The sequence below is a fragment of the Pseudomonas alkylphenolica genome (assembly GCF_016009175.1).
GTDB lineage: Bacteria > Pseudomonadota > Gammaproteobacteria > Pseudomonadales > Pseudomonadaceae > Aquipseudomonas > Aquipseudomonas alkylphenolica_B.
The window spans coordinates 1-9266 of record NZ_JADUCM010000063.1 but is presented as its reverse complement, the minus strand read 5'-3'; the positions used below and the strand labels follow the sequence as shown (position 1 = coordinate 9266).

8 protein-coding genes are annotated in these 9266 nt (G+C 63.2%); 3 read left to right on the top strand and 5 right to left on the bottom strand.

Going from position 1 to position 9266, the window contains the following annotated elements:
- Positions 1-199 precede the first annotated feature (199 nt).
- Positions 200-682 (bottom strand): GNAT family N-acetyltransferase, encoded by a 483-nt coding sequence (locus I5S59_RS26190; RefSeq protein WP_197879163.1) that lies wholly within the window; start codon positions 680-682, stop codon positions 200-202.
- An 84-nt stretch (positions 683-766) separates the two neighbouring features.
- Here I5S59_RS26190 and tam point away from each other — a divergent pair, with 84 nt between their 5' ends.
- Positions 767-1531, top strand: coding sequence for a trans-aconitate 2-methyltransferase (gene tam, locus I5S59_RS26185; protein ID WP_197879162.1), 765 nt, complete (start codon positions 767-769; stop codon positions 1529-1531).
- On the opposite strand, the gene I5S59_RS26180 is transcribed toward tam, so the two are convergent.
- The 4 genes from I5S59_RS26180 to hydA are packed head-to-tail and all read right to left on the bottom strand — an operon-like array spanning position 1512 to position 6059.
- Positions 1512-1877, bottom strand: a complete 366-nt coding sequence (locus I5S59_RS26180) for a DUF2784 domain-containing protein (RefSeq protein ID WP_197879161.1) — start codon at positions 1875-1877, stop codon at positions 1512-1514. The genes tam and I5S59_RS26180 overlap by 20 nt on opposite strands.
- A gap of 42 nt (positions 1878-1919) precedes the next feature.
- The gene (gene preA, locus I5S59_RS26175) at positions 1920-3197 is read right to left on the bottom strand and encodes an NAD-dependent dihydropyrimidine dehydrogenase subunit PreA (RefSeq protein ID WP_197879164.1); all 1278 of its coding nucleotides are present in this window, start codon (positions 3195-3197) and stop codon (positions 1920-1922) included.
- Positions 3194-4561, bottom strand: a complete 1368-nt coding sequence (locus I5S59_RS26170) for an NAD(P)-dependent oxidoreductase (protein WP_197879160.1) — start codon at positions 4559-4561, stop codon at positions 3194-3196. Before I5S59_RS26170 ends, preA begins: the two co-directional genes overlap by 4 nt.
- A 52-nt stretch (positions 4562-4613) precedes the next feature.
- A complete protein-coding gene (hydA, locus tag I5S59_RS26165; RefSeq protein ID WP_197879159.1) occupies positions 4614-6059 on the bottom strand; it encodes a dihydropyrimidinase in 1446 nt (481 codons plus the stop codon).
- A gap of 324 nt (positions 6060-6383) precedes the next feature.
- On the opposite strand from hydA, the gene I5S59_RS26160 reads away from it, so the two are divergent.
- Together I5S59_RS26160 and I5S59_RS26155 are read left to right on the top strand one after the other, a co-directional pair.
- Entirely contained in the window at positions 6384-7871 is a 1488-nt protein-coding gene (locus I5S59_RS26160; RefSeq protein ID WP_197879158.1) for an NCS1 family nucleobase:cation symporter-1, read from the top strand.
- A 45-nt stretch (positions 7872-7916) separates the two neighbouring features.
- Positions 7917-9200, top strand: coding sequence for a Zn-dependent hydrolase (locus I5S59_RS26155; protein ID WP_197879157.1), 1284 nt, complete (start codon positions 7917-7919; stop codon positions 9198-9200).
- The last annotated feature ends 66 nt before the right edge of the window (positions 9201-9266 follow it).

The following is a 9266-nucleotide window of genomic DNA, read 5'->3' as shown; positions in this document are numbered from 1 at the left end:
TCGGACTGCATTTGGAGGTTGGGTTTGGATCAGCCTTATCAGCGATGCTGCTTTAGCACCATCGCCGACCGGGTCATGCTGAAAAAAGATCTTCTTAGAAAGAGATCCAAAGACAGTTGCTCCTACAGTTAACCAGGTTCTCCCCCCAGTGGGAGCTGGCGGTAGCCTGCGATCGAGCGCACAGCGCTCGCCAGCATTTTCAGTCAGGGTTGGCAAAGGCTTTCAACGTGTCGCCTTCAAGCCGGTAACGCACCCACTCGTCCTGCGGTGCCGCGCCGATCGAGCGATAGAACTGAATGGCTGGCTCGTTCCAGTCCAGCACGCTCCATTCCAGTCGCCCGCAGCCGTTTTCGCAGGCTTCAATGGCGATGTGGCGCAGCAACTGTTTGCCTGCACCGCTGCCGCGCTGCTCAGGGGTGATGTACAGGTCTTCCAGGTAGATGCCGTTGCGCCCCAGCCAGGTCGAGTAACTGTAGAAGTACACGGCGTAGCCAATGGCCTGGCCATCCCGTTCGCAGATCAGGCTCGACGCTTTGGCGCCGTCATCGAACAGCGTGCGCTGAATGTCTTCGAGCGAGGCAATCACTTCGTGGCGGGCGCGTTCGTACTCGGCAAGCTCGGTGATGAACGCAAGGATCTGGGCCGCGTCGTCGTGTCGGGCAGGGCGGATATGCAAGGTCATGAGGGGCTTCCGGCAAGGGGCAGAGGGTGCTTATAGTAACTATGCTTGCCCCCCGACGTCCCCTCTGCCACACAAGGACCCGCCATGACCTGGTCAGCGACGCAGTACAGCACCTTCGAAAACGAACGCACGCGGCCGGTGCGCGATCTGGTCGCGGCGTTACCGGATCGCCAGGTGGCTACGGCCATCGACCTTGGGTGTGGCCCGGGCAACTCGACCCAGGTGCTGCGCGAACGTTTTCCCGATGCGCGTATCACCGGCCTGGACAGTTCCGACGATATGCTCGATGCAGCACGCCAGCGCTTGCCAACGGTGTCGTTCGAGCAGGGCGACATTGCTGCCTGGGCGGCATCTGATGGCGTTGACGTCATCCTCGCCAATGCCTCGCTGCAGTGGTTGCCCGAGCATGATGTGCTGTACCCGCATCTGGCCATGCAGCTCAAGGCCGACGGCCTGCTGGCCATCCAGACCCCGGACAACCTCGACGAACCGGCCCATCGCGCGGCGCGCGAGATCGCCAGCGAAGGTCCCTGGGCCGGCAAGATCGGTGCGGTCAAGCACCCGCCACGGCACAGCGCCAGCTTCTACTACGATGTGCTCAGCCCGTATTGCCAGCAGGTCGATGTCTGGCGTACCACCTATTACCACCCGCTGACGGGCGGCGCCCAGGCGGTGGTGGAGTGGTTCAAGGGCTCGGCGTTGCGCCCCTACCTTGCTGCCCTGGATGGCGATGAGCAGGCGGCCTTCCTGCAGCGCTACCTGCAGGCCATGGAGCAGGCGTACCCGCCGGCGGCCGATGGTCGTGTGCTGTTGCCGTTCCCGCGGTTGTTCATCGTCGCCTCGCGCTGACAATCACCCACAGGTAGATAGCCAGGTTGACCAGCACCACACAGGTGCCAAGCACTAACTGAATGTTTGGTGTCAGGCCGGCGGGGTAGATGATCGGCCAGATGTAGTGCTCGACGAAACCGCCTGGATAGCCCGCCCGGCCCGACGCCTGGCGCAGGCTGTTTTCCCAGGTGGTGAGCGGGCAGGGCAGGTGCAGGAACTCCACGGCGATGCCCCAGCACAAGGCGGGCAGGTGCCAGTACCACGCCGTGCGCCACTTGAGGACCAGCAAGCCGCCAAACAGCACGTACAGAATGAACAGCAAGTGCAGCAGCACCAAGCCATCGGCACCCAGGCGATACAACATGACGATGGCTTCCTCGAACTGTCGGGCGACTCGCTGATCCTATCAAGAAGCTTCGCGGTAGGGGTTACGTGGATCATGCAGCCAGTCGAGAAACGGCTTGCCGGTGTCCTGCGGCACCATCTCGATACAGTCCTGGACCGGGCAGGTGATCTGGCACAGGTTGCAGCCCACGCATTCGGCGTCGATCACCTCGTAGCGGTGGCTGCCGTCGGCCTGCCGGAAGTTGGCGATGGCCTGGTGCGAGGTGTCTTCACAGGCGATGTGGCAGCGGCCACAGCCAATGCAGGCGTCCTGATCGATCCGCGCGATGACCTGATAGTTGATATCCAGGTACTTCCAGTCAGTGGTATGGCCAACGGCGCGGCCGCTGAAGTCGGCAATGCTGCGGTAGCCTTGACTGTCCATCCAGCGCGACAGGCCGTCCTTCATGTCTTCGACAATGCGAAAGCCATGCAGCATGGCGGCAGTGCATACCTGTACCGCGCCGCTGCCCAGTGAGATGAACTCGGCGGCGTCGCGCCAGCTGCCGATGCCGCCAATGCCGCAGATCGGCAGGCCACGGGTGGCCGGGTCCCGGGCGATTTCGGCGACCATGTTCAGGGCAATGGGTTTGACCGCCGAGCCGCAGTAGCCGCCATGGGTGCTCATGTCGCCGACAATCGGCAGGGCGATCATGCGGTCGAGGTCGACGCTGGTGATCGAGTTGATGGTGTTGATCAGCGACACGGCATCGGCGCCACCACGATGGGCGGCGCGGGCCGACTGGCGAATGTCGGTGATATTGGGGGTGAGTTTGACGATCACCGGCAGCGAACAATAGGTTTTGCACCAGCGGGTGACCTGCTCGACATACTCCGGCACCTGGCCGACCGCCGCGCCCATGCCACGCTCGGGCATGCCGTGCGGGCACCCGAAGTTCAGCTCGATGCCGTCGGCGCCGGTGGCCTCGACCAGCGGCAGGATGGCTTTCCACGATTCTTCGACACACGGCACCATCAGCGACACGATCAGCGCGCGGTCGGGCCAGTCTTTCTTGACCTGGGTGATCTCGCGCAGGTTGATTTCCAGCGAGCGGTCGGTGATCAGCTCGATGTTGTTGATGCCCATGACCTCACGGTTGACCCCGTAGTGGGCCGAGTAACGCGACGACACGTTGACGGCGGCCGGGTCTTCGCCGAGGGTCTTCCAGACCACGCCACCCCAGCCGGCCTCGAAGGCGCGCACCACGTTGTAGGCTTTGTCGGTTGGCGGCGCGGAGGCCAGCCAGAACGGGTTGGGGGCCTTGATGCCAGCGAATTCAATCGACAGGTCAGCCATTATGCAGCCTCCACATTGAGCATCAGTTGGGCATGGATGGCCTCGGCGGCCACCTTGCCGTGCTGCACGGCCTGAACGGTGAGGTCCTGGCCCAGGTGGGTACAGTCGCCCCCGGCGTACACGCCGGGCAGGCTGGTGCGCATGTGTTCGTCAACGCGGATGCGATCGCCTTCGCGGGCCAGGACCTGGGCACTGTGGTCGCTCAAGGCCTGCTCATCGAAGGTCTGGCCAATGGCTTTGAAGATGGCGTCGGCAGCCAGTTCGAAGGTTTCTCCTGTGCTTTGCAGGCGGCCGTCGATCATCTGTGTGCGGGCAAAGCGCATGCCGCGTACCCGGCCCTGATCGTTGAGCAATACCTGTTCCGGTTGCGCCCAGGTCAGCAGGCGCACCTGATGCGCCTTGGCGATGTGCTGTTCGTGTTCGGTGGCACCCATGTCCTCGATACCGCGGCGGTACACCAGGTTCACATCCTGGGCACCGAGCCGGGCCATCTGCACGGCCATGTCGATGGCGGTGTTGCCCGCACCGAGGACGATGCAGCGATTGGCCAGGGGCAGGCGGTTGAGGTCTTCGGCCTGTCGCAGTTCGCGGATGTAATCGGTGGCAGCGAGCACGCCCGGGGCGTACTCATCGGCCAGGCCCAACTGGCGACTGGCGTTCAGGCCCAGTCCGAGGAACACCGCGTCGAACTGTTGTTGCAGCTCGCCCAGGCTGAGGTTCTCGCCCAGTACCTGACCATGGCGCACCTCTATACCGCCAATCTGCAGGACGAAATCGACCTCGCGCTGGGCGAAATCGTCGACCACTTTGTACTTGGCGATGCCGTACTCGTTGAGGCCGCCGGACTTGGGGCGGGCCTCGAAGATCACCACGTCGTGGCCATGCCAGGCCAGGCGGTGGGCACACGACAGACCCGCCGGCCCGGCACCGACCACGGCAATGCGCTTGCCGCTGCTGGCGGCGCGCTGGAAGGGGTGGGCGTCGAATTCGGCATGGTCCAGGGCATAGCGTTGCAGCAGGCCGATCAGCACCGGGGCGCATTCCTGGTGGTTGTTGCGTACGCAGGCTTGCTGGCACAGGATCTCGGTCGGGCAGACCCGGGCGCAGCTGCCGCCGAGGATGTTGGCCGAGAGGATTTTCTCGGCCGCGCCCTGAACGTTCTCCTGGTGGATATTGCGGATGAACGAGGGAATGTCGATGTCGCTGGGGCAGGCGTTGACGCAGGGCGCGTCGTAGCAGTACAGGCAGCGCGAAGCTTCTACGGCGGCCTGTCGGGCGTTGAGGGGCGGGGCCAGGTCGCTGAAATGATCGGCGAGGGTGGCGTTGTCACTGGACGGTCGGGGGAGGTGCTTGAGGGACTCGATCACGGTGGTTTCCTCTTTTCTTTTTATTGTTCCGCCGGTTTTTGTCGGCGCGGCGCTAGCGCTTGACCGCAGTGGGCTGCGAATGCTCGGCGCGTTTGCTCAGCAGGTCGAACACTGCCGGGTACGCCGGGCGCTCGATGTACCGCCCGGCGCCACGCTCGGCGCGCAGGTCGCCATTGGCCCAGACCAGCTTGCCCTGGCTGATGGTGTGGCTGGGTATGCCGCGCACGGTCTTGCCTTCGAAGATGTTGAAGTCCACCTGCTGGTGGTGTGTGGCGGCGGAGATGGTCCGGGTGCCGTGCGGGTCCCAGAGCACCAGGTCGGCATCGGCGCCAACGCGCAGGGCACCTTTGCGCGGGAACAGGTTGAAGATCTTCGCGGTGTTGGTCGACGTCAGCGCCACGAAGTCCTGCATCGACAGCTTGCCGCTGTTCACCCCCTCGTCCCAGAGCACCGCCATGCGGTCTTCGATGCCGGCCGTACCGTTGGGGATGCGGCTGAAATCATCGCGGCCGGCGGCTTTCTGTTCGGCGCAGAAACAGCAGTGATCGGTGGCGGTGGTGTGCAGGTTGCCCGACTGCAGGCCGTGCCACAGGGCTTCTTGATGGCCGTCCTTGCGCGGCCGGAAGGGTGGACTCATGACATAGCCCGCAGCGGTCTGCCAGTCGGGATGGCGATACACACTGTCGTCCAGCAGCAGGTGGCCGGCCAGCACTTCGCCGTACACCGGCTGCCCCTTGCCACGGGCATAGCTGATTTCGTCCAGTGCTTCGCGGGTGGAGACGTGCACCAGGTACAGCGGCGTGCCCAGGGTTTCAGCGATGCGGATGGCGCGGCTGGCGGCCTCGCCCTCGACCTGCGAGGGGCGCGACAGCGGATGCGCTTCAGGGCCGTTGAGGCCCTGGGCCAGCAACTTGCGTTGCAGGTGATAGACCAGCTCGCCGTTCTCGGCATGCACCGTAGGCACTGCGCCCAGTTCAAGGCAGCGTTCGAAGCTGGCGACCAGGGTGTCGTCGGCAGCCATGATCGCGTTCTTGTAGGCCATGAAGTGCTTGAAGCTGTTGATGCCGTGCAGGCGCACCAGCTCGCCCATCTCCTCGCGCACCTGCTCGCTCCACCAGGTGATGGCGACATGAAAGCCATAGTCGGCGGCGGACTTTTCCGCCCAGCCGCGCCACTGGTGAAAGGCTTCGAGCAAGGACTGCTGCGGGTTGGGAATGACGAAGTCGATGATCGATGTGGTACCGCCGGCCAGGCCTGCGGCGGTGCCGCTGAAGAAGTCTTCACTGGCCACCGTGCCCATGAACGGCAACTGCATGTGGGTGTGGGGGTCGATGCCGCCGGGCATCAGGTACTGGCCGCTGCCGTCGAGAATCTCACAGTCGGTTGGAACCTCGAGGTCGGTGCCGATGGCCTTGATCACACCGTCGGCACACAGCACGTCGGCGCGATAACTTTCCTCATGGGTAATCAGGGTGGCGCCACGAATCAAAAGCGTCATCAGATGCTCCTCGCAGGCTTGACCGGTTGTTACCGGCTCTAGGTTTTGTTCTTTTTGCAGCGTAGGTCAAAACCTGTCATCGCTGTCAGGAATTGAATTTAGTAGGGGTTTATGAATAGGGCAAATAATTAATTTATAAGCTTATATCTATGTTAACTAATTGAAATATATGAGTTTATTCCTACTGATTGGCTTCTGACAAAACGACCAGTGGTCCTGTCGTTCTTGACAGGTTGTGGAAATGGTCAAGATTTCTCATGGGCAGCCGTGAATGCCCCCATGCCGTGCGAGTACCTCCAAAAACACAAAAACAGTGGAGTGGCCATGCAGCAGAACCGATCGCAAGTGCGTGAACGTGATGGCTTGTACGAACTCGACGCCGGTAGCGACGTCCTCGACAGCCCCCGCTACAACCACGACATCGCCCCGACCCAGGTGCAGGAGCGCACCTGGAACAAATGGCACATCACTGCGCTGTGGGTCGGCATGTCGATCTGCGTGCCGACCTACACCCTGGGCGGGGTGCTGACCGCGTATTTCGGCCTGACGGTGGGTGAAGCGCTGCTGGCGATCCTGCTGGCCAACACCGTGGTGTTGATTCCGCTGACCCTCAATGCCTTTCCCGGCACCAAGTACGGCATACCCTTTCCGGTGCTGCTGCGCTCCTCGTTCGGGATTATCGGCTCCAACGTGCCGTGCCTGATCCGTGCGCTGGTAGCCTGTGGCTGGTTCGGGATCCAGACGATGTTCGGCGGGCTGGCCATTCACCTGTTCCTCGGCTCGCTGTCGGCGGACTGGAAGGCACTGGGCGGCACCGGTGAAGTCATCGGCTTCATGCTGTTCTGGTGCCTGAACCTGTGGGTGGTGCTGCGCGGCGCCGAATCGATCAAATGGCTGGAAACCCTGTCGGCGCCATTGCTGGTGCTGGTCGGTGCCGGGCTGCTGGTGTGGGCCTTGCCCAACGTGTCGATCAGCGAGCTGATGGCGCAGCCGCCGAAGCGCCCGGAAGGGGCGAGCGTCTACGGCTACTTCTTCGCCGGGCTGACGGCCATGGTCGGTTTCTGGGCCACCTTGTCGTTGAACATCCCGGACTTCAGCCGCTACGCGAAAAGCCAGCGAGACCAGATCCTCGGGCAGATATTCGGCCTGCCGCTGACCATGTTCCTCTTCGCCGCCCTGGGCGTGGTACTGACCGCCGCATCGGCCTCGCTGGTGGGGCAGACCGTGTCAGACCCGGTGAGCCTGATCGGGCATATCCAGAGCCCGATGTGGGTCGCCCTGGCCATGGCCCTGATCATCATTGCCACCCTGTCGACCAACACCGCGGCGAACATCGTTTCGCCCACCAATGATTTTCAGAACCTGGCGCCAAAGTGGATCGGGCGGACCAAAGCAGTGCTGCTCACCGGCCTGGTCGGGTTGTTGCTGATGGGCCATGAGCTGCTGAAAAAGCTCGGCTGGATTGTCAGCGATGTCAGCCTTGAAAGCGTCTATTCCAACTGGTTGCTGGGTTACTCCAGCCTGCTCGGGCCGATTGCCGGGATCATGGTGGTGGACTACTTCCTGTTGCGCAAACAGACCCTGGACCTGGCCGGGCTTTACCGCGACGACGTTTACCCGGCCTGGAACCTCAGCGGCTTCATCGCCTTCGGGGTGCCGGTGGCGTTGACCCTGATGTCGCTGCACAGCCCGAGTTTCAGCTGGTTCTACGACTTCGGCTGGTTTACCGGCTCCGCCCTGGGCGGCCTGATTTACTACGGCCTCGGCCAACTCAAGGCGGCCCGCACCGCCAGTCTCAAACCCACCGTGTAGTCCTTATGGCCCGTAGAGGCCAGGCACGTGATGCAGGAGAACAGCATGAAAACAGCACAGGACGTTCTGCAGTCGACCCACGCCCACATCAACGGTGAGCGCTTGTGGCAGTCGCTGATGGCACTGGCGCAACTCGGTGCTACGGTCAAGGGCGGGGTCTGTCGCCTGGCGCTGACCGACCTGGACCGCCAGGCCCGTGACCTGTTCGTGAAATGGACCGAGGAGGCGGGGTGCAGCGTGAGCATCGACGGCGTGGGCAACATCTTCGCCCGCCGCCCTGGCCGCAACCCGCAATTGCCGCCGGTGATGACCGGCAGCCATATCGACACCCAGCCTACCGGCGGCAAGTTCGACGGCTGCTTTGGCGTGCTGGCCGGGCTTGAGGTGATGCGCACCCTCAATGACCTCAACATCGAGACCGAGGCGCCGCTGGAAGTGGTGGTCTGGACCAACGAAGAAGGCTCGCGCTTTGCGCCGTGCATGATGGGCTCGGGGGTGTTTGCCGAAAAGTTCACCCTCGAAGAGACCCTGGCCAAGACCGATGCCGAGGGCATTACCGTGGGACAGGCGCTCAACGCCATCGGCTATGCCGGGCCCCGGGCTGTCAGCGGGCATCCGGTGGGGGCGTACTTTGAGGCGCACATTGAGCAGGGCCCGATCCTTGAAGACCAGCACAAGACCATCGGTGTGGTGCTGGGGGCACTGGGGCAAAAGTGGTTCGACCTGACCTTGCGCGGCGTCGAGGCGCATGCCGGGCCGACCCCGATGCACCTGCGCAAGGACGCCCTGGTCGGCGCCAGTGCGGTGGTCGCCGCCGTCAACCGCGTGGCCCTGGAACACCAACCGCATGCCTGTGGCACGGTCGGTTGCCTGCAGGCGTACCCGGGGTCTCGCAACGTGATACCCGGTGAGGTACGCATGACGCTGGACTTCCGTCATCTGGAACCGGCGCGGCTGAACTCGATGATTGCGCAGGTCAAGGACGTGATCAGCAGCACCTGCGAGCAGCACGGGTTGACGCCTACCCTGACGCCGACGGCAGATTTCCCGCCGCTGTATTTCGACAAGGGTTGTGTCGAGGCGGTGCGCAGTGCCGCTCAGGGTTTGGGCCTGTCGCACATGGACATTGTCAGTGGCGCCGGGCATGACGCGATTTTTCTCGCTGAGCTGGGGCCGGCCGGGATGATCTTCGTGCCGTGTGAAGGCGGGATCAGCCACAACGAAATCGAAAACGCCGCCCCCCAGGACCTGGCCGATGGTTGTGCGGTGCTGTTGCGCGCAATGCTGGCAGCTGCCCAGGCGGTGGCGCGGGGCAGGGAGGCGGCTTGACCCGCTATTTTTTAAGGCTTCTTGGCAGCCCATCGCCGGCTTCGCCAGCTCCCACAATTGTGGGAG